Source organism: Novosphingobium pentaromativorans US6-1, assembly GCF_000767465.1.
GTDB lineage: Bacteria > Pseudomonadota > Alphaproteobacteria > Sphingomonadales > Sphingomonadaceae > Novosphingobium > Novosphingobium pentaromativorans.
Genome location: NZ_CP009291.1, coordinates 3,018,624 through 3,037,706, shown reverse-complemented (window position 1 = coordinate 3,037,706; position 19,083 = coordinate 3,018,624). Strand labels below are relative to the sequence as shown.

The 19,083-nt window shown below is 62.7% G+C and carries 14 protein-coding genes; 9 read left to right on the top strand and 5 right to left on the bottom strand.

Features of this window, described 5'->3' with window-relative positions:
• Positions 1 to 7: 7 nt before the first annotated feature.
• Positions 8 to 883, bottom strand: a complete 876-nt coding sequence (locus JI59_RS14075; RefSeq protein ID WP_038576217.1) for a glycosyltransferase family 2 protein — start codon at positions 881 to 883, stop codon at positions 8 to 10.
• Between the two features lie 172 nt (positions 884 to 1,055).
• Here JI59_RS14075 and JI59_RS27100 point away from each other — a divergent pair, with 172 nt between their 5' ends.
• The 4 genes from JI59_RS27100 to JI59_RS14060 are packed head-to-tail and all read left to right on the top strand — an operon-like array spanning position 1,056 to position 4,476.
• Complete coding sequence (locus tag JI59_RS27100; protein WP_007012032.1) at positions 1,056 to 1,214, top strand: hypothetical protein; 159 nt, start codon at positions 1,056 to 1,058, stop codon at positions 1,212 to 1,214.
• The gene (locus JI59_RS14070) at positions 1,207 to 1,956 is read left to right on the top strand and encodes a glycosyltransferase family 25 protein (RefSeq protein WP_007012033.1); all 750 of its coding nucleotides are present in this window, start codon (positions 1,207 to 1,209) and stop codon (positions 1,954 to 1,956) included. Before JI59_RS27100 ends, JI59_RS14070 begins: the two co-directional genes overlap by 8 nt.
• Positions 1,946 to 3,472 carry a lipopolysaccharide biosynthesis protein gene (locus JI59_RS14065; RefSeq protein ID WP_007012034.1) on the top strand — a complete coding sequence of 509 codons (1,527 nt, stop codon included), beginning with the start codon at positions 1,946 to 1,948 and terminating at the stop codon, positions 3,470 to 3,472. The genes JI59_RS14070 and JI59_RS14065 overlap by 11 nt, the downstream gene beginning before the upstream one ends.
• Positions 3,469 to 4,476 carry a polysaccharide pyruvyl transferase family protein gene (locus JI59_RS14060; RefSeq protein WP_052117897.1) on the top strand — a complete coding sequence of 336 codons (1,008 nt, stop codon included), beginning with the start codon at positions 3,469 to 3,471 and terminating at the stop codon, positions 4,474 to 4,476. Before JI59_RS14065 ends, JI59_RS14060 begins: the two co-directional genes overlap by 4 nt.
• Here the strand turns inward: JI59_RS14060 and JI59_RS14055 are convergent.
• The 3 genes from JI59_RS14055 to JI59_RS14045 form a co-directional block, all read right to left on the bottom strand.
• Positions 4,469 to 5,866, bottom strand: coding sequence for a hypothetical protein (locus JI59_RS14055; protein ID WP_007012036.1), 1,398 nt, complete (start codon positions 5,864 to 5,866; stop codon positions 4,469 to 4,471). The genes JI59_RS14060 and JI59_RS14055 overlap by 8 nt on opposite strands.
• Before the next feature lie 32 nt (positions 5,867 to 5,898).
• Positions 5,899 to 8,073, bottom strand: a complete 2,175-nt coding sequence (locus JI59_RS14050; protein ID WP_038576211.1) for a GumC family protein — start codon at positions 8,071 to 8,073, stop codon at positions 5,899 to 5,901.
• Between the two features lie 695 nt (positions 8,074 to 8,768).
• A complete protein-coding gene (locus JI59_RS14045; RefSeq protein WP_007012039.1) occupies positions 8,769 to 10,262 on the bottom strand; it encodes a globin-coupled sensor protein in 1,494 nt (497 codons plus the stop codon).
• A 598-nt stretch (positions 10,263 to 10,860) separates the two neighbouring features.
• Here JI59_RS14045 and JI59_RS14040 point away from each other — a divergent pair.
• The 5 genes from JI59_RS14040 (at position 10,861) to JI59_RS14020 (ending at position 16,802) form a co-directional block, all read left to right on the top strand.
• On the top strand, positions 10,861 to 12,804 hold the full coding sequence (locus tag JI59_RS14040; protein ID WP_007012040.1) for a PrkA family serine protein kinase: 1,944 nt from the start codon (positions 10,861 to 10,863) through the stop codon (positions 12,802 to 12,804).
• 35 nt (positions 12,805 to 12,839) lie between these two features.
• Positions 12,840 to 14,150, top strand: a complete 1,311-nt coding sequence (locus JI59_RS14035) for a YeaH/YhbH family protein (protein ID WP_007012041.1) — start codon at positions 12,840 to 12,842, stop codon at positions 14,148 to 14,150.
• On the top strand, positions 14,147 to 15,685 hold the full coding sequence (locus JI59_RS14030) for a SpoVR family protein (protein ID WP_007012042.1): 1,539 nt from the start codon (positions 14,147 to 14,149) through the stop codon (positions 15,683 to 15,685). The genes JI59_RS14035 and JI59_RS14030 overlap by 4 nt, the downstream gene beginning before the upstream one ends.
• 186 nt (positions 15,686 to 15,871) lie before the next feature.
• On the top strand, positions 15,872 to 16,090 hold the full coding sequence (locus JI59_RS14025) for a hypothetical protein (RefSeq protein ID WP_007012043.1): 219 nt from the start codon (positions 15,872 to 15,874) through the stop codon (positions 16,088 to 16,090).
• A gap of 232 nt (positions 16,091 to 16,322) precedes the next feature.
• Entirely contained in the window at positions 16,323 to 16,802 is a 480-nt protein-coding gene (locus JI59_RS14020; RefSeq protein WP_007012044.1) for an aminoacyl-tRNA deacylase, read from the top strand.
• 116 nt (positions 16,803 to 16,918) lie between these two features.
• On the opposite strand, the gene JI59_RS14015 is transcribed toward JI59_RS14020, so the two are convergent.
• Complete coding sequence (locus JI59_RS14015) at positions 16,919 to 18,769, bottom strand: methyl-accepting chemotaxis protein (protein ID WP_038576208.1); 1,851 nt, start codon at positions 18,767 to 18,769, stop codon at positions 16,919 to 16,921.
• Positions 18,770 to 19,083: the final 314 nt, after the last annotated feature.

Below are 19,083 nucleotides of genomic sequence, written 5' to 3'. Positions count from 1 at the left end.
GATCAATTCACTGTCTTGCGGATCGACGGCCAAAAAATAGCCGCCAGTATTCACGAGTAGCAACGACCGAAAGGTCCATAGTGAGGCGCACCAACGCAATCTTGCGGCCAATAGTAAGACCGGGCGCCATCCAGACGCGTCTTATTCGTCTGATCGTGTCATATAACGTGACTCCCAGAACTCTTGCAAGTCTTCCCGATGGTTGCGTCCTGTCCCACCGGCCACCGCTGAGCCTGCGACGTTTTCGGATTAATTCTTCCCGGGTAGCACGAACGGGGTGCCCGACGATCATTTCGGGCACATAGACGAGCGGATACCCGGCCCCGCGAATACGCAGAGCCATGGCCCTGTCGCCGCCCGACTTAAGGTTTTCGTCGAAACCACCGAGCTTGTCGAAGATCTCGCGCCGGCTCATCCAGTTGGCCGTTGCGCAATTGCCGCGGCGCGCAAAGGCTTGCGGGAAGCTGAACAGACGCTCGTAATCGCTGAACAGGGCGTTGGAGAACTCACCCTCTTCGAACAGGCAGATCTGCCCTGCAAGAACACCCGCCCTGGGGTTGCGCTCGGCCCCTTTCAGGGCCTTTTCCAGCCAATGCGGATCCGGCCGGCAATCGGCATCGGTAAAGGCGATGTAACGCCCGCGCGCATGCGCAAGGCCGCGATTTCGCGCGGCATAGGAACCGGGGCGCTGTTCGGTGTAAACCACCACTTCCGGGAATTCGCGCGCGATTTGCACCGAATTGTCCGTCGATCCGTTGTCGACCACGATAACTTCGAACTGCCCGGCCGGCAGGGTCTGTTCGCGCAGCGCGGTCAGGCACCGGCCGATCACGTCGCTGCCGTTCCAGACCGGAATGATTACGCTGATCAATGGTGGAGACATCGTTACCCCTGAAACATGCCCGGTATTGGCATTCACGAATGCACACGACGCTTGCGCAGTCGCTCCATGCGGTCAAGCGCCTCTCGCAATTGCGAAGACGAACCGGTCCTGATGCTGGCCGAGGCGTGCAAAGCAGCGATTCGCAGCAACTTAACCGCTATTTTGCCTCATCATGGCGCAGCAGGCCAGTTTTGCCAGCCTTGCCCTGTTGCGTTGCAGCGCGAAATCCGGTTTGCTTTTATGCGACACCTCCAATGCGCAACTGGACGATGCCCTGCACGGCCAGTTAGATGCGATCCAGCGGATTATCGTGCGTAACCAGAATGGCTGAAAACGCATCCCCCTGCCCGGTTGTCGTCATTTCGATGACCGATGCCCATCAACGCCGCGCCGCGTTCTCGGCTCGTGCCCGGGATGCGAAAGTGCCGTGGTGCTTCGTCGATGCCCGCACCGAGCTGGTCGAAGGCCTCAGCTATGACGAACAGGCGGTGGAGCGCAACAAGGGCCGCCAGCTCACGAAAGGCGAGCGCGGCTGCTATTCCAGCCACTTCGCAGTGTGGCAGGACATGGTGCGCAGCGGCACGCGGCAATGCATCGTCCTGGAAGACGACGTCATCGTCGACTGGGCCTTCCTCGAACAGCTGTGCGCGACCGATCTGGAAGCCCACGCGATCCCCTACCTGCGCCTCTATGCCAAGGTGCCTACCTTCAGCCGCGTGGTGCGGCGCGATTTCCTGCAGCATTCGCGCTCGGTGATCGAGCTGGTCGGCCATCCCTACGGAACGCAAGGCTATGCGATCACCCTGAGCGGCGCGCGGCGCTTCATGGCAGCCAGCGCTACCGTCTGCCGCCCGATCGACGACCAGATGGACCGCTCGTGGGACCACGGGGTGCGCAACTACGCCCTGTTTCCAGCCCCGATCGTCGAGGAATTCGTGCCCTCCGGCATCGGCGCGGAGCGTTTCGGCGCTGGACGCGGCGCTGCCTACCACGCCCCGCGCCAGCGCCTTGCGCGCTGGATCGACCGTCAACGCATTCGTGCCAAGAAACTGAGCGTCCTGCGTGGCCGGTGACACTTTCGCCAAGGATTCCTTCGCGTCCTCGCAAGGGGCGCGGTTCGACACGCAGCTGCGCAAGCAGAGCAAGCATTCGATCGGCTGGTCGATCCTGCGCTTCGCCTCAGACCAGGTCTTCTCCTTCATCGTCTTCGTGCTGCTGGCACGCCTGCTCACGCGGGCTGACATCGGCGCCTTCGCGCTCATGGCGATCTTCGCAGAGGTGTTCCGTACCATCAGCATGGCCGGCCTGACCCAGACCGTCGCCCGCGAATCGGAACTGACCGGCGCGTTTACCGACACCGTATATCGCAGCCATATGGGCTTCTCGCTGGCGACAAGCGCCATCATTATCGCCCTCGCCCATCCTTTCGCCGCCTTCATGAATGCGCCGCAGATCGCGCTGCCGCTTCAGGTGCTGAGCATCGTCCTGCCGATTTCCGCACTGGGCCAGACGCACATGGCGCTGCGCCTGCGCGAGTTCGGGCACAAGACAACCGCGCTGCGTTCGGTCGCCAGCGGCATCGGCGGGGGCGGCACGGCCATCGTCGCCGCCCTGCTCGGCTTCGGCCTGTGGTCGCTCGTGATCCAGCGCATCCTCACCGAGATCATCAGCACCATCCTGTCGCGCCATGCCTATCGCTGGAAGCCGGGCTGGGACTGGCAATGGTCGATCCTCAAGCGCAACCTCGGCATCAACGGCAGCCTCACCGCGGTACAGCTGGTCTACATCGCCACCACACGCCTGCAGGAGCTGGTCATCGGCAACGTCATCGGCGTCGTCGCGGTCGGTATCTACCGCACGGCCTGGCGCACCGTCGACATCATCTCCAACGGCGCCATCCGTCCCTTCACCACGGTCGCCATGCAGACACTGGCGCGCGTCAAGGACGATCGGGTCGAACTGGCCCGCGCCTACCAGTGGATGATCTCGAAGGCCGCGATCATCTCCTTCCCCGCGCTGATGGGCTTCGGCGTGCTGGCGCCGCTGGCGATCCCCACCGTGTTCGGTGACAAGTGGGCCGCGGCTGGCGAACTTGCGCAAGTCTTCGCCTTCATGGCCATTCCCTTCACGCTCAACCAGTTCGCCTCGCCTTCGCTGGGCGCACTGGGAGCGAGCCGGAGCCTGCTGACGATCTCGCTGACCCAGCTCAGCCTCACCGCGATCTTCACGCTCATCGCTGCGCCCTACGGCGTCTTCGCGGTCGCCTGCGCCTATGTCGTGCGTTCGTACCTGACCCTGCCCCTGCAGATCTTCCTGCTCGGGCGCGTTTCCGGAATCGGCCTGCGCCATACCTGGAGCGCGATCTGGCAGCCGCTGACGGCTTCGGTGCTGATGGGCCTCGTCCTTCACTTCACCATGCCCGCCACCCGCGCGCTCGTCGCCCATCCCGGGGTGCCGGAACTGGCCGGCTCCTGGTTGGTTCTTGTCCTCAACATGGCGATCGGCGCGCTGGTCTACGGCATTGCCGTGATCGCTCTCAGCCCGGTCTGGCGGGGCCTTGCCCTCAAGACCCTGCGAAAGTTTCGATGAACGAGTTTTCCCGCATGCCACAAAGACTTTCCGCCCAGCCCCTGATCCGCGCACTGGGAGAAGAACTGGGCAATGTCTTCTCGCAGACGATACCGACCGGGCCGCTGGCCCTGGTGGACTTTCCCGATCACTCGAACGTCGGGGATTCCGCCATATGGCTCGGCGAGATGGCGTGGCTGCGCGCGCAAGGCCGAACGCCTGCCTATACCGCTGCTTTGAACAACGTCAGCGTCGATGACCTTCGGCAGGCCTGCCCCGCAGGACCGATCCTGATCCACGGCGGCGGCAATTTCGGCACGAGCTGGATGAAGCACGAGGAACTGCGGCTGCACTTGCTGGAAAGCTTCCCGGGCCGACCCATCGTGCAACTGCCGCAATCGATCCACTACAACGACGAGGCGGCGGCGGCAAAGATGGCGCGCGCGATCGCTGCGCACGGCGCCTTCACGTTGCTGACGCGCGATATCGCCTCGTTCGAATTCGCCCGCCGCCAGTTCGATTGCGACGTGCACCTGGCGCCGGACAGCGCGTTGATGATGGGACCGCAAGAGCGCGAAGCCTCGCAGGAACCGATCCTGGCATTGCTGCGCACCGATCATGAACGCACCGCCGATACTTCTGCGGTTCCGGCCGGGGTGGAGCAAGTGGACTGGCTTCACGAAGACGGGCGCGAAAAGCTCCAGCTAAGGGCCCGGGCAAAGCTGGCCCGCGTGCTGGGACGAGGCGAGCAGGACAAGCGCCTGCGCCGCTACCAGGCACTGGCGGAGCGGCGCGTGCAGCGCGGTCTGGCCATGTTGTCTCGCGGCCGCGTGGTCGTGACCGACCGGCTCCACGCGCACATCCTGTCGGTGTTGCTCGATATCCCGCACGTGGCGCTGGACAACAACTACGGCAAGGTCAGCGGTTTCGCACGCCAGTGGACCGGCAACTACGAAGGCTATCGCAGCGCCGCCACCCGCGCCGAGGCCTTCGAAATAGCCTGCGCGGATCTGGGCGCTAACTGAAGCGGTAGGAGCCGCCGTATCGCTCCCGACCCACCGGGAAGTGAACCGTCAGGGGTTCCTCGTCCTCGTCATGAGGGGCCGACCAGTCGTAGAAGCGCGCGCGGGCACTGAACAGGGTGTAGCCGCACAGTACGCCGTACAGCGCCAGACCTTCCAGCTGCCAGAACGGCATGGTGCCCATGTTGAGGATAAAGAAGCTGAGGTGGGCCGCAATCAGCATCGGCAGGTCATGGCTGCGCGCGCGCAGCGCCGTGATCGCCATCGTGATCCAGAACAGCAGCATGGCCAGCACGCCTGCGGCGCCCAGTTCGTAGAGCGTGCCGATGATCGTGTTGTGCGGATAGACGTCGAAGCCCTTGGACCACGATTCCGGGCCGAAGCCGAACAAGTGCTGCAGGGACGTCCCGTCCCTGTAGGCGAAGATGTATTCGCTCCAGATCAGGGGGCGTGCCGATAGGATCTGCCGTTCGACCTGGGTGAATTCGCGCGGAGGCTTGATCAGCGCGTCGGGATTGCTGAGGAAAGTGCCAAGGTCGATGAACCGTTCGTAATTGATTACGGCCATGCCCAGCACTGCCACGAAGGCGACGACCAACGCCGTCGCCGCCACGACCCGGCGCTGGGTGGGGCTGACGTATTGCGTGATCGATGCCCAGAACACCGTCGCCACCAGCGGAACCGAGGACATCAGCGTGGTGCGATAGCCGGCGAGGAAGATCCCGATAGCCACCAGGGCAAGGTAGCCAAACCGTATGAACGGATTTAGCCGGTGCGCGAAACAGCCCACCAGAAAGGCGAGCAGGAGCGCGACGGAGAAGGCTGCCTCATGGTTGTAGCCGCCGATCCAGACCAGTCCGTCCGCCATTTCCGAACCCTTGGGCAGGTTGAGCGCAACCGACAGCCACTGGAACAGCAGCAGCGGTGAAAAGGCCCAGATCAGCAGCGGCATCAACATCTCGTCACGGTCCTGCCGCAGGGCCTCGAACGTCGCGATCAGCAGCACGACGAAGTAGCCGTACTTGACCGTCACTGTCATCACGCCCGGGATGTCGGAATTGAGCGCGCCGCTGATCGCGACCAGGAACATGATCAGGTAGGTCGGCACGAGTACCTTGAGCGCAAGGTGCGATGGCCGAATGACCAGGAAGGCCAGGCCGGTGATGAGGATGGACACCAGCGCATTGCCGGACATCCCTGCGAACATCGGCCGGAACATGTAGACGTGGTAGGCGCCCAGGATCATGCGCAGCCAGATGGCCAGAAACAGGAAGCGCCCCGCCAGGCCATGGATCTGCCGGCCCGCCAGTATCGCGATGATCACCAGTACCAGCGTCGCCGGCACCAGGATGGGCAATCCGAAATGCGGACCGGTGGCTCCCAGTTCATCCATGCCGATTCATTTCTTTTCGAACCCGATCAGGCTCACGCATAATAGGTCTTGTACGCACCGTAATAGTAACTGGCATCCTCGTAGCCGATGCTGGCCTGTGCCGAGACGTCGACCATGGACAGGCTTGCGCCGATCACGTTCGCCCCAACGGTCTCAAGCTGGCGCAGGGCCAGCTCGGCCGCCCGGATCGGCGTCTTGCGCCAACGCACCATCAGGATCGTGCTGTCGGCCCTGGCTGCGATCGAACGGCTGTCGTCGATGGTAAGGACCGGCGGGGTATCGAGGACAATAAAGTCGAACTGAGCGCGCAGGGCCGTGATAATGTCGGCGAACTCCTGCGTATCGGCGAAGGGCTGGATATGCTGCTCGTCGTTGCGGCGCGGCAGGATGAACAGGCCCGTTTCCGGATCGACGTAGAGCGCCTGGTTCAGCTCGCCCTCGTTTGCCAGCAGTGCGCGCAAGCCGATCGAGCCCTCGAAGCCTGAGCCCGGATTGGATACCCGGCGCCGCAAGTCGCAATCGACGAGTACGGCGCGCTTACCCGCCATGGCCGCGGAACGCGCCAGCGAGAGGGCGACGGTGGTCTTGCCCTCGCCGGGCAGCGCGGACGTCACCGCAACGACCACCGGGCCGCGCTTGGGCTGGCTGATCTGGATCGAGGTCTGCAACCAGCGGAACGCTTCCGCAAACGAGGATTGCGGCCGCTCGACCACGAGCTGGGTCGGGTGGATCGGCTCGCTCAGGTCCGCCAGCTCGGGCAGGTGCTTGGTGTCCGGGATCGAGTTGAGCACGGTCACGCCCAGCCGCTTTTCCAGGTTGCTGGTGGTTTCCACGCCGCGGTCGAGCAGCTGCATGACCGCGACCACGACAGTCGAGGTGGCGACGGCACCGATCAGCCCGATCAGGACGAACACGATGACATTGGGAAAGGCCGGAATACCCGGCACCCGTGCCAGCGCGACGATGTAGGAATTGCTGCGCTCCAGCCCCTTCTGCGCCTGGGTCTGCTTGTAGCGGTCAAGCAACGTGAGATAGAGGGTGCGAGCGGAGTCCGCCTTGCGCTCCAGCTCCGACAGGCCAACCGACGCCGCATTGTCGCTCGCCAGCGTGCCTTCCGCACGGTTGAGCGAGCCCTGGATCGAAGCCGTGCGCTGATGCGCTGCATTGGCTTCGTTGCTCAGGTTGGCGACGATGCGCTTGACCTCGGACTCGATCTGCTCGTCGATGTCGGCGAGTTCCTGCTTGGCTGCGGCGAGTTCGGGATACTTCGGGCCGAACTGCTGGCGCAGCGAAGCGACGCGGCCGCTAAGCCTGGCGCGCTGGGCGCGCAAGTTGCTGACAACTGGGGAATCGAGGGACTCGCCCAGTTCCTGCCCATTGCTGCCACGGGCAAGCTGGGCCCGGGCCGTGGACAGGCGGGCGTCGGCCTCGGCCTGGTCGGCGCGCAACTGCGCCAGCTGAGCGTTCAGGCTGGAAAGTTCCGCCTGCGTCACACTGCTGTTCTGACCGATGTCGAACAATCCATGCTGCGCGCGGTAGCGGGCCACGTCGGCCTCTGCGCTCTCCACCTGCCCGCGCATCTTCTCGAGCTGCTTTTCGAGGAATGCGCTGGCCCGGCCAGTCGCGCCGGCCTTAGATTCCTTCTGGTTGTCGATGTAGGTCTGCGCCAGCGTATTGGCGACCTTCGCCGCCGTGCCTGGCGATTCCGACTGGTAGGAGATGTCGATCGCGTAGGAGAAGCCGTTGCGTTTTACGTCCAGATTGCTGAGCAACTGGCCGATCGCCCAGTTGCGCTGCGTCTCGACCGGCGCATCCTCGCCGTCGCGCAAGGCGGGATTGAATTCCGGATCCTTGGTGAGCTGGAGCTTGTCGACCACCTCGCCGGCAAGTTCGGGCGACTTGATCACTTCGACTTCGGTATCGACCGAGGCGGAATCGGGATCGACGTTGGGGACGACCTGATCGACCTTGAGGACCTGCTCTGCCCCACGCTCAAGCGCAACCGTCGTGGTGGCGACATAGCGCGGCGGGATCATGAAATAGATCGCGGCAACGATCGCGAAAACGATCAGACTGACAATCATGACCAGCTTCTTGCGCCGCCGCAGGACTTGCATGAAGGCGCGCAAATCGATCAATGCACCCTGGTCGACAGGCGCGTCGGGGCGAGGCTGATATTTGGCAAGTGGCTGTGGTCTGGCGTACATCAGAACATTCCCGGGTCATGTGCGACAGAAGAGTCAAAATCTATCGACGAGGCGCTTGGTTCCGCCCATTCGAAGCTGCAATCTTTGGCTATTCTGATCGCTTATCTGCTGGCTATTCTAAGCGACCCGGCAACGCATTGCCTGACGGCATTAAAACAGCATTTCCGCAGTGCAGCAAGCGGTCGCTCGCCGGGACGTGCCAAACGCGCGGCGCGCAGCCTTGCCGAAAGCTGCGCGCCCTCTCGTTCACTAGCCCGAAAGGAGATGGCCTGCAGCCGCATGGGAGAAGGACCTGCATGGTGCGCAGCGGCCCACAAGGCGCAGGCACAGGCATCGATGCTCCAGGATGTGGGGCGCGCAAGGCACACCTGCTGTCGGATATATAACCTACGGGAAGGGCACATGAAATCGCGAGAATGCGCGCGCCTGGCAAGGCCGGGATGAAATGGCGGGCGCGCCCGTGCCGGCCTCGCGGGACGTCGATGTCAAAGCGCGATCAAGCAAGACGAAAGGCACTTCGCCGTCAGGTCGATATCGAGGCGGCGCGGTTGGACGCTAAGCGCCTCGCATGCCCCGATTAATCCCGATGCTTCGCCCCGCAGCCCCAGGGAGTAATACCAAATTGTCGCGCCCAGTGCCGGGGCTGGAAAGGCTCGGGGCAGAGGCCCTGGCGGCAGATCCCGAAAGCTCCGAAATCAACCGTAGCGACGGTGCAGTGCAAGATCCTCGTTGTCGGTCCAGGCATGATCGCCATGGGGCTGTTCGATACTTTCCTGCTCATCGCGAATCTTGCTTCGCCTCTCGAGGCGGAAGCGGCCGACGATCTCGGTCAGGCGGCTGGCCTCCTGCGAAAGCGTGCGGGTGGCCGCGTTGGATTCCTCGACCATCGCCGCGTTCTGCTGCGTGGAAGTTTCCATGCGCTGCACCTCGTCGTTGATCTCCTGCAGGCTGTCGGCCTGGGTCGAGGCGCTCGTCGCGATGTCGCGCGCCTCGCTGCGGGCAACGGCAAGCCGCGAGATGATCACCTCGAGAGCCGACTTGGTCTGGGCCACGAGATCCACGCCGGCCAGGACATCGCCGTTCGACTTGGCGATGAGCTCCTTGATGCTCTTGGCGGAATCGCTTGTACGATGCGCCAGGGCGCCCACTTCGCTGGCAACGACCGCGAAACCCTTGCCCGCTTCACCCGCGCGTGCGGCCTCGACCCGGGCGTTGAGCGCCAGCAGGTTGATCTGGAACGCAATGTTCTCGATCACTTCACTGATCTGGCCGATCTCCTCGGACGAGTGCTTGATCTTGTCCATGGCGCCGATTGCATCAGTGACGATCTCCCCGCCCGCAACGGCCTGATTGTCGACTTCGGCGATGGACTCGTTCACCCGCTTCACGCTTGCAACGGTCGACTGGATGCCCAGGTTGACCTCGCTCATCACTTCGGCGGTGCGCGAGATGCCTGCGGCCGAACGCTCGGTGCGATCCGCCAGATCGTTGGCGGCCGCGCTGATTTCGCGCGAGCCGGTATCGATATTGCCGGCCGCATCCGAGATGTCGACGATGATCGAGCTCAATTCGCGGCGCATCTCGTGGAAATCGTGGGTGATTTCCTGGTATTCCTCGGGCAGGTCGGAAAGCTGCGCCTGCAGGTTGCCGTCCTTCATCGCTTGGAGGGCCTTGCCCATCGACGCGATGACGGCGCGCCGAGCCCGCTCTTCTTCGCGGAAATAGGCCGACATCGCGGCCTCCATGTCGACGAGGGCGACTTTCACCAGGGTCGCGATCGTCTTGCCGGTCTTGCGCGCGCTGAGCGGATTGTGCAGGCCCGAGGTCATCGCCCGCTCGATCATTTCCTCGAGAACGAGAGCATAGCCGCCGATATAAAACGAAGGGTCCAGGCCGACTTCCGAGTGAACGCGCCCGATCTTCTCCGAGCGCTGTACCTGCTCGTCGTCGAAGCGGTGCGAAAACAGCGCCTTCCAGTGTGCAAGCTGGGCGCTGGCCGCGTGATCGCGGATCTGCTGGTTGGGCAACAGGCTGCTGGCCTGCTCGTCCGTGGCGATGCGCGCATAAAGCTTCTCGAGCGCCTTGGGCGCGTGCTTGTCCACGATCGCCTTGATCGCAGGATAGCTGGCGTAGTTCTCGCCATCGAGCTGTGCGAAGTCACGGCACTTGTAAGCCTTCTCGTTCGCCATGGTAATTGCATCTCCACTCGCCGCCGCGGCACGATGTCGCGCGTGTCTGATGCATGCCCTGACAAACATTCGTTATCATCGAATTGACCATACCCCGAGCAATTGACCAGATAAGGGCCGGGCCAATGCTGAACGTGCAGGCTGACCGAATGCGTCCAACGCCCTGATGCACTTGGCAAAAAGCTTCGCCAATAATGGTTAAGAACATCTTTCCAGGCGACTGGGTGGCAGCCGAAATCATGGCTTGGACAGCGCAAGATGCAGCAACCGCGGCGGCGACAAGGGCAGTCGCGGCGACCGCCAGTCGCATGCCATCGGAACGAACGCAGCCAAGTGATTCGGCTACGAAAACCGCCTCGATTACAGCGGCAGACGGTATATTTGCAGGTTCGGCAAAATAGTTTCCACAACTATTTGCGCGGACAAAAACGGTGCCGACAAGCCGCGGGAATGGCCGAGTTTCACTGACTTGGACAGCTTCGGGAAGCCTGCCCCACCCCCCAGGTTACAACCTGCGAGTACATCTAATTACTGGTACGCAAAGGCTAAATTTGGTACCATTCGATTCACAGATGCTGGGGCAGGAGAGGTATTCTCGATGGCCACGAATGATCTCTTTTCGAAGTTCATGCGCTCTTACGAAGCACACCGGGATACCGAGTGGACGCTTGAGCAGTACCTGAGCAAATGCCGCGACGACAAGATGCTCTATGCCGGTGCTGCCGAGCGCTTGCTGGCCGCGATCGGTGAGCCGGAACTCGTCGATACCGCCAAGGATGCAAGGCTCGGCCGCATCTTCATGAACCGGACGATCCGGGTCTATCCCAGCTTCTCCGAATTCTACGGCATGGAAGACACGATCGAACGGATAGTCTCGTTCTTCCGCCATGCCTCGCAAGGGCTCGAGGAACAGAAGCAAATCCTCTACCTGCTCGGCCCGGTCGGCGGCGGCAAGTCCTCCATCGCCGAAAGGATCAAGGCGCTGATGGAAGCCTATCCGATCTACGTGCTCAAGGCCGGAGACGAAGTGAGCCCAGTGTTCGAAAGCCCGTTGGCAATCTTCGATCCGGACATCGACGGCCCGGACATCGAGGAAAGTTACGGCATTCCGCGCCGCTATCTGTCACGGCTGATAAGCCCATGGGCGCGCAAGCGGCTCGACGAATTCGGGGGCGATGTTTCCCGCTTCACGGTGGCAAAGATGATGCCGTCGCGCGTGCGCCAGATCGCCATTTCAAAGACCGAGCCGGGCGACGAGAACAACCAGGACATTTCCTCGCTGGTCGGCAAGGTCGACATCCGCAAACTCGAACTGCTCTCGCAGAACGATCCGGACGCCTACAGCTACTCGGGCGGGCTCAACCGCGCCAACCAGGGCGTTCTCGAATTCGTCGAGATGTTCAAGGCCCCGATCAAGATGTTGCACCCGCTGCTGACGGCGACGCAGGAAGGCAACTACATCGGCACCGAGAATATCGGCGCGATCCCCTTTTCGGGGGTGATCCTGGCCCACTCGAACGAATCCGAATGGCAGAACTTCAAGAACAACCGCAACAATGAAGCCTTCATCGACCGCATCTACGTGATCCAGGTTCCCTATTGCCTGCGCATCGACGAAGAGCGGAAGATCTACGAAAAGCTGCTGCACAATTCCCAGCTGGCCGAAGCGCCCTGCGCGCCCGGCACGCTCGACATGCTGGCCCGCTTCTCGGTGCTGACCCGGCTCAAGGCACCGGAGAACAGCAGCATCTATTCGAAGATGCGCATCTACAACGGCGAGATGCTGCGCGACATCGATCCGCACGCCAAGACGATGCAGGAATACAAGGACAACGCCGGGGTCAACGAAGGCATGAACGGCATGTCCACGCGCTTTGCCTTCAAGGCGCTGGCAGCCACCTTCAACCACGACACCGAAGAGATCGCCGCCGATCCGGTGCACCTGATGTACGTGCTGGAATCGATGGTACGGCAGGAACAGCTCCCGGCCGAGACCGAGGCCCAGTACCTGGAATTCATCAAGGGTGAACTGGCGCCGCGCTTTGCCGAATTCATCGGCAACGAGATCCAGAAGGCCTACCTGGAATCCTACGAGGACTACGGGCAGAACCTGTTCGACCGCTATGTCGCCTATGCCGATGCCTGGATCGAGGATCTCGACTTCAAGGATCCGGACACCGGCCAGATGCTCGACCGCGACGTCATCAACCAGGAACTGACCCGGATCGAGAAGCCCGCCGGGATCGCCAACCCCAAGGACTTCCGCAACGAGGTGGTCAAGTTCGCACTGCGCATGCGGGCGAACAACAACGGCCGCAATCCGAAGTGGAATTCCTACGAGAAGATCCGCGAAGTGATCGAGAAGCGCATGTTCAGCCAGGTCGAGGACCTGCTGCCGGTCATCGGCTTCTCGTCGAAGCGGGACAGCGAGACCGAGCGCAAGCACGACGAGTTCGTCACCCGGCTCGTCGAACGCGGCTACACGCCCCGCCAGGTCCGGCGCCTCGTCGAATGGTACATGCGCGTCAAGCAGGCAGAGTAGCGGCAGCGGGAGCGAAGGAGGTGTGCTGACCCGACATGCATATCATAGACAGACGCCTCAACCCACGCGGCAAGAGCCTGGTCAATCGCCAGCGTTTCCTGCGCCGCGCGCGCGATACCGTGCGCGGTGCGGTCCGGGATTCGCTGACGTCGCGCAAGATCCGGGAGATTGAGAGCGAAGGCGAAGTCAGCATCAAGACCGGCGGCATAACCGAACCAACCTTCCGCCGCGACAGCCACAGCGGCAATCGCGACCACGTCCTTCCCGGCAACCGGGTTTTTCGCACCGGCGACCGGATCAAGCGCCCCCCGAGCAGCAGCGGAGGCGGCGGCAGCGAGGCGGGAACCGGCGAAGGCGAGGACGAATTCCGCTTCGTCCTGAGCCGCGAGGAATTCCTCGACCTGTTCCTGGAAGACCTGGAATTGCCCGACCTGGCCAAGCGCCGGCTGACCGGCAGCGATTCCTTCGATATCCGCCGCGCCGGCTACACGACGTCAGGCTCGCCCTCATCGCTATCCGTCCCGCGTACGATGCGAAACGCGATGTCGCGGCGACTGGCCCTGCGCCGCCCCACCAGTGCCGAGATCGAGGACCTTGAAAAGGAAATCGCCAGGCTCGAGGCCAAGGCCCGGCCGACCGAGAAGGACCGCGCCACGCTCGATGCGCTGCGCGAACGGCTGGTGGTGCTCAACCGGCGCCGGACGCTGATCTCCTACATCGACCCGATCGACTTGCGCTATCGCCGCTTCGAGCAGGAGCGCAGGCCGATCTCGCAGGCAGTGATCTTCTGCCTGATGGACGTTTCGGGATCGATGAACGAGCACATGAAGGAGTTGGCGAAGATCTTCTTCATCCTCCTCTACCTCTTCGTCACCCGCTGCTACCGCCATGTCGAGATCGTCTTTATCCGCCACACGGATTCGGCGCAGGAAGTGGACGAGGAAACCTTCTTCTACAGCACCGAAACCGGCGGCACGCGGGTGTCTTCGGCGCTCGAGGAGATGCTGGCAGTAGTCAAGGACCGCTACTCGCCGCTCGACTGGAACATCTATCTTGCCCAGGCCTCGGACGGCGACAACTTCACCCGCGACAATGTGCAGACCACCGCGCTGATGCGTAACGAAATCCTGCCGATCGTGCAGTATGCGGCCTATCTCGAAGTCTCCAACCCGCCATCGGGAGGCGTTCCGGGCGACGATCGGGCAACCAGCCTGTGGCAGGCCTATTCCGAGATCGGCGAGGCCGGCGGCAAGTTCGCAATGCGCCGGGTCCATTCGCGCAAGGACATCTACCCGGTGTTCCGCGACCTGTTCAGCCGCCGCGGCACCGCGGCGCACGTCTCATGAACGCCCCCGCCTCCACCCTGCTCTACTCCGGAAGCGACTGGAACTTCGACACGCTCCAGCGCATCTACGAGGCCTGCGAGAACATCGCCATCGGCGAACTGGACCTCAACGTCTATCCCAACCGCATCGAGGTCATTACATCGGAACAGATGCTCGATGCCTATGCCTCCACCGGCATGCCGATCTTCTACAAGCACTGGTCGTTCGGGAAGCAGTTCCTTGCCAACGACCTGCTGTACCGCAAGGGTCTGCGCGGGCTCGCCTATGAACTGGTGATCAATTCGGACCCGTGCATCAGCTATGTCATGGAAGAAAACAGCGCGACGATGCAGACGCTGGTGATCGCCCATGCCGCCTTTGGCCATAACCACTTCTTCAAGAACAACTACGTCTTCCGGCAATGGACCGACGCGGAAGGCATTCTCGACTATCTGGAATTCGCCCGCCACTACATCGCCCGCTGCGAGGAGCGGCACGGCCAGGCCGAAGTCGAGCGCGTGCTCGATTCCGCCCATGCCCTGATGCAGCAAGGCATTCATCGCTATCCGCGCGCCGCGCCGCGCAATCTCAATGCCGAAAGACGGCGCGAGGAAGATCGGCGGGCCTACGAGGAATCGACCTACAACGCCTTGTGGCGCACCCTTCCCAACAAGAAACCCACCACCCGCGAAACGCGCGACATGCGCCAGAAGTCGCTTGGCCTGCCGCAGGAGAACGTCCTCTATTTCCTTGAGAAGAGCGCACCGCGCCTGCGCGGATGGCAGCGGGAAATCCTGCGTATCGTGCGCCTGATCGCCCAGTACTTCTATCCGCAGCGCCAGACCAAGGTGATGAACGAAGGCTGCGCGGTCTGGGTCCACTACAACATCCTCAAGCGGCTTCATGAAACCGGCCAGATCACTGAAGGCGCTTTCCTCGAATTCCTGCACTCGCATTCGAACGTGCTTTATCAGCCGACTTACGATTCAGGGCACTACTCGGGCCACAACCCCTATGCGCTGGGCTTCGGGATCATGGAGGACATCGAGCGGATCTCCCGCAATCCCTCGGACGAGGACCGGACATGGTTTCCCGATTTTGCAGGCTGCGGCGACCCCATCGACGTGCTGAAGGACGCCTGGGCCAACTACCGGGACGAGAGCTTCATCGCCCAGTTCCTCAGCCCGCACCTGATCCGCAAATGGCGGCTGTTCAAGCTGGACGACCGCGAAAAGGACGATGAAGTACGCGTCGCGGCAATCCACGACGAACAGGGCTATCAGGATGTCCGCCGCACTCTGGCAAGGCATCACGACGTTGCCAGCCTCGACCCCGACATCCAGATCGTCGACGTCGATTTCGACAGCGACCGCAAGCTGATGCTGGAGCACACCGTGCGCGACCGCGTCCTGCTCCAGCGCGAGGACGCGCGGCAGGTCCTGCAGCACCTGGCCGACTTGTGGGGGTACCAGGTAATCCTGACCGAAGTCGACGCGGCAGACAGAAAGACACTTAACAGTTACGCGATCGATCCCCGCCCTGGAATATTCTACTAGGCGCGCCTTAGAAGCGCTCAAATGCAGCGGCAAAGGTTTCCAACGGGGCAATTGTGGCGTAACTTGCCTTTTTTAAGTTGCCGGAATGACCAAGCAGGCGTAATGCCGCTTGAGTTCCGGTGTGTCCGCCCTCGTTTGACTTGCGAGTGACGCCCGGGCGGCAATGATGGATCCGGAGGATGACGAATGGAAAGTAATCTTTCGTCGGCCGAATATATTGAGCGCGCACAGATGCACGATGGGCTTGCCAATTCCACGGCAGACCCGGAAGCCCGCAAGATGCACCGCGCCATGGCAGCCGCCTATCGACGCAAGGCTGAACGTACCGGTATCGAGATGACGGAAACCCCGATCGCACGGGGCCCCGTTCTCGAAGCGGCAATTCCCGTCGGCGCGCGCGCCTGAGGCGCAAGGCCGCACAGCACACAGTTCCAGACGCCAGACCTGGCCATTCCGGGCGGGTTGGCGTGTGCCGTTTTCGCGTCCGGTGCCAATTGGCAGAATCGGCGCAATTTGGTAATGTCCCGCATGGAAAGCGCTGGTCCGACCTGGCGCTTCGTACGGCCCCCTGCCTCCCTTCGCCGTACCAGCAATAAACAGGCCGCACCCGCGCTTCCGCGACACGCAGGAGGACGCCATGGCCATCTCACCCAACTTACGCAAATATCTCAGGTCTTGCGGCACGAGCTACGACGAGATCCCCCACTCGCGCACTTTCGCCGCAGCCAGGGCTGCCCACGCAGCCCATGTCTCGGGCAACAATGTGGCCAAGGGCGTGATGATGCGAGCAGGTGACGACTATGTCCTCGCGGTGCTGCCGTCATCGCGCCACGTCGATCTTGCCCGGCTCGGCGCCAGCCTGGGCTGCGATGTCCGGCTGCTGGGCGAAGCCGAGGCGGCCATGAGCTTCCCGGACTGCGAATTCGGCGCGATCCCGCCGCTGGGCGAAGCCTATGGGCTCGACTTCATCGTCGACGACGACCTGCTCGACAGCAATCTGCACGGCGATGACGAGATCTATTTCGAGGGCGGCGATCATCGCACCCTCATCGCCATAGAGGCCACCGACTGGCGCCGCATGATGAGCGATGCCAGGCACAGCGCCTTCGCCGTCTGAACCGAAGCCTGTGAGGCGGCAAGGCTGCGCCACAAACGAAACGCCCCACCCTGCGGGGTCGCAGGGTGGGGCGCAGGAGACCGACCGGCGACCGTTCCCGGCCGCCGCTCGCAAATTCAGAATTCGGACCAGTCCGCGTCGTCGACGACCTGGGCAACGGCGGCGTTGCCAACCGTCACCGGCGCACTTGCCCGTCGCGGCGCCGGAGCAGCAACGCGCGCCGGGGCCGCCCTGCTTTCCGATGCCTTGAACGAGACGACGCTGGCATCGCCGATGCGGAACGTGCCGACGAGTTCGGCCAGGTTGTCCGCCTCGGTCGCCAGGCTGCGCGCGGCGGCAGTCGATTCCTCGACCATCGCGGCATTCTGCTGGGTGACGACGTCCATCTGGCTGATGGTGTCGTTGGTCTGGCGCAGCTTTTCCGATTGCTCGGACGAAGCGTTGCTGATCCGGGTGACGACTTCGGTGGTGTTGTCGATGCGCGCGATGATCGAATCGAGCGCCTCGCCGGTGCGGCGCACCATGTCCACGCCCACCGCAACTTGCGACGAGCTGGTCTCGATCAGCGTGCGTACGTCCTTGGCCGCCTCGGCGGAGCGCTGGGCAAGCCCGCGAACCTCGTTGGCAACGACCGCGAAGCCCTTGCCCGCATCGCCCGCACGCGCCGCCTCGACGCCCGCGTTGAGGGCAAGGAGGTTGGTCTGGAAGGCAATCGAGTCGATGACGGCGATGATGTTGCCGATCTCGGCCGTCGACTTCTCGATCTGCTCCATCGCGCCAACCGCCTGGCCGACGACCTCGCCGCCACGGCGCGCTTCGTTGACCGCGGCATCGACGCCGCGATGCGCTTCGGCAGCACTCTGCGCGGTGTCCTGGAGGGCACGCGACAGTTCGCTCACCGCACCTGCAGCCGTACCGATCTCACTGGCGTGATGTTCGGTGCGCTGGGCCAGATCGTCGGAAGCCTGGCTGATTTCCATCGAACCGGTGCGGATCGCATGGGTCGAGCGCGACACCGACTGCATGGCTTCGCGCAGGCGCACCACCGTCTTGTTGAAGTCCGCACGCAGCGCGGCATAGGACGCGCCCAGTTCCGGAACTTCGATAGTGAGGTCACCGCTAGCAAGACGACCCAGGTTTTCGCCGACATGCTCGATCATGTCGCGCGCCTCTGCATCGCTGCGCTCCTTGGCCTTGACGGTATCGCGCAGGCGCGCAGCCGCACGGGCCAATTCGCCGATTTCGTCCTGACGCTCGAGATGCTCGATCTGGCCGTTGAGGCGCCCTGCTTCGATTTCAGCAATCGAATCTCGCACCGCGCCAAGTTCCTCGCTGATGCTGGTGCGGATCGCACGGGCCAACAGGTAGGAAATCAGACCGGCGCCGAAAGCGATGAGCGAGGAGAGAACCAGCACCCAGAAGGTGACGGTGCGCTGCTGCTCATTCAGCACTTCGCTGCGCTGGATCACCGGCTCACGAATCTGTTCGATCCCGTCGTCCACGGCGCTGCCCAGCTCGCCGATGCGATCGAGGCCTTCCGGCGTCGCCGGGCCCGCGGCAAAAGTGGAGGCGACCGCATCGATATAGGCCTCGGCCTTCGCTTCTACGTCACCGGCATGCTTGGCTTCCTCGCCATCGAGGTTGGCCTGCGCATTGCGGATCGAATCCTTCAGATCCTCGGCATTGCTTTCCCAGTCCTTTTGGGTCTGCTCGGTGCCGATCGCGGCGTGACGGAACACGTCACGCTCAAGGGACGCGAAGTCCTTTTCCAGCAGGGCCGCGGAAAGCGCCTGCTCGGAAGTCTTGTCGTCTTTCTTGCTGGTGGCGAGCGAAAGTCCCGATCCTACCACTATCGTTGCAATGAGGCAGAGCGAAAGCACGCCCGCCGTTATCGATTGAATCGTCAGCCTGCGGTTGATCGATTGCCGGCGCAACCAACTCGTACCCGGCCCGGAACCGAACGCCATTCCTAAATCCCTTTCTGTGGACCCGTGCAATTTGCCGTCTTCGCGGAGAGACGGCTCACGATCGGCTCTACGCGCGGCCCTGTGAAAATGGGGCTGTATGAAATCTAGGGGTTAGACCGGATCAGGCATTTCAGATTCGTAACGCCCAAATGCAGGCTTTTCAGCCGCCTTCCAGACCACTTGCTGGAGGACAAGGCCGGGAATACGGGGGTTCCCCGGGGCTGCAGCATGCCCGCAGCGTCCGCCATTTCCTGAACACCAGATAAACGCAATGCCTGTGCCCAGGCCTCTCGCCAGCGGACAATGGCACTTAC